The sequence below is a fragment of the Novosphingobium sp. AAP93 genome (assembly GCF_001296055.1).
Lineage (GTDB): Bacteria > Pseudomonadota > Alphaproteobacteria > Sphingomonadales > Sphingomonadaceae > Novosphingobium.
In genome coordinates this window covers 1-1556 of sequence record NZ_LJHZ01000091.1, presented here as the reverse complement: position 1 = coordinate 1556, position 1556 = coordinate 1, and the positions used below count along the sequence as shown (strand labels likewise).

Genomic DNA, 1556 nt, shown 5'->3' with positions numbered 1-1556 from the left:
CCAACCGGGTCAATTCTCGATGGAAATCCCGGGTCACTTCTCAGTGGCAATCAACAAACGTCTTGCTTGCGGTCAGCTCCCAATCGAACCTGATTTCGTCGAGCTCCTTGACGGTTGGTTGCCGTTTTAGCTGCTCGTCGAGATTGTCATAGTCATAGAAATAAATGTCCCGCGTCGCCTGAGTCAGATCGTTCTTGAGTGTCAGACGCTTGCTGGCAACGAGCGGCTTCGACGCATCGTTCAGCGCATCAACTGGTTCCGAAGTGTGGAGCGCAATCTGACCATCGATTATGTGATCTGTTTCGAGCCAGTACCGATCTGCACCGCGCAGAAACAGAGCATTGCTGAGTACGAGCTTGACCTCTTTCGGTTTCGAGATTGTCAGCAAACTCGCATGGCTTATGCGTTTGCTGACCAGCACATCACCGTGCTTGGTGAAGACCAACCGCACCGATTCTTGAACGTCTTCCTTCTTGCCATCCTCTTTGATGCGAACCTTGTGCGTGGTGAAAAACTTGTCACGAACACCGCGCTTGTGGAGTGCCTTTGGCACGATGTGAGGGCGCAGACATTCAACGATGAGACGCAGCATGGGCGTCAGTTTGCTGGTGTCGAACTCAACGCAATCAAGAACCACTTGTTCGACGAGTGTTGTATCGTTTGTTGTACCCAGCACAACGAGATTGCCGCTGCTGTCACGCTTGGCAAGCACGACGAGCAGGTCGCTGCCCGTCGAGTTTTCGGTGTTAACTGCTGCTTCCCCAACATCGATGGTGGCAATGCCTGACGATGATGCGACGTGATCCGTTTGACGCTTCAGCAGCTCCTTCTGCACGTCCTTTGGCAGCGTTTTGCTCTGCGTTTTCTGCTTCTTTTTGGGCTCCTCGACAACGCTATCGTCGTCGTCAAACTTCAAAGAACCCTTCTTTTTGACGCCGCTCAATCCGCCTTCTTGCTGAATGTATGAAATCAGCTCGTCCTCAGGATATCGCTTATAGAGCTGAGGGTTCTCAAGGTACTCTTCATGAAGTGCAGCGATTGTCTGTGCCAACGATGAAACGTGCGCCCAGCGCTCCCCGTGAATGTCCCATATCAATCTGACGAGCGGGTTGAAGTTCAAGCGGTTGCTAAGGTTGTTGTTCGGGATGTTTTTCGAAGCGTACAGCGCATCGAGATAGCCTTGCTGCTTGTCAGCTTCTCGCCACCAGAGATACGCTCGTGCGACCGCTTGCCACTTCAAGCGACGAGAGCTTTCTTCGAGCTTTTTAGCGGCTTTCTCGTGTCGATCTTGCTGCTCAACCACTTTGATCAGTTGCTTGAGCCGCTTGTCTAACGTCCCTTGTGATTTCGTCATCCTGCCCCCTCTTCAGCGTGATGCTAATCGCACCAGATGACGGCTGCAAGAAACTCAAACGTTGAGTTTTCTAGACTCTATCTGGCTGGATTTCGGTAGGAATATCAATGTGAAGGATTCAGAATCGCTCTCTAGGAACAGGAGAATGAAGCGTCCCGGGTTTTCCGGAGGCTCCTATTTGTGAGAAGGAGCTGTGATGAGC

1 protein-coding gene is annotated in these 1556 nt (G+C 51.7%); it reads right to left on the bottom strand.

What is annotated here, in order from left to right; translation table 11 throughout:
• Window positions 1-40 precede the first annotated feature (40 nt).
• Window positions 41-1354, bottom strand: a complete 1314-nt coding sequence (locus IP83_RS13730; RefSeq protein ID WP_156309728.1) for a hypothetical protein — start codon at window positions 1352-1354, stop codon at window positions 41-43.
• Window positions 1355-1556 lie beyond the last annotated feature (202 nt).